Below are 337 nucleotides of genomic sequence, written 5' to 3' on the forward strand. Positions count from 1 at the left end.
ACTGGTGGATGACGACGGCGTGCGGGCCAATATGTCTGCGTCCTGGCTCGCACAACTGGGTTGGGAAGTGCATGTGCTGGATGACCTGCAACCTGCGCACTTCAGCGAACCGGGGGCCTGGGTTGCCCCCGTCCCGGCGCCGCAACAGGCCGAACTCATCAGCCCGCACACCCTCGCCGAATGGCAGGTTCATGGCGACACCGCAGTACTGGATTTCACCGCCAGCGCCAACTACGTCAAGCGCCACATTCCCGGTGCCTGGTGGGCGTTGCGCGGGCAGTTGCCCGAAGCCTTGCGCAAGGTGCCTGCTGCCGAACGCTACGTGTTGACCTGTGGC

1 pseudogene is annotated in these 337 nt (G+C 65.0%); it reads left to right on the top strand.

What is annotated here, in order from left to right:
* A pseudogene (locus HX846_RS35755) lies at positions 1-337 on the top strand (rhodanese-related sulfurtransferase); the annotation flags it as partial.

Source organism: Pseudomonas sp. K5002, assembly GCF_013386655.1.
GTDB lineage: Bacteria > Pseudomonadota > Gammaproteobacteria > Pseudomonadales > Pseudomonadaceae > Aquipseudomonas.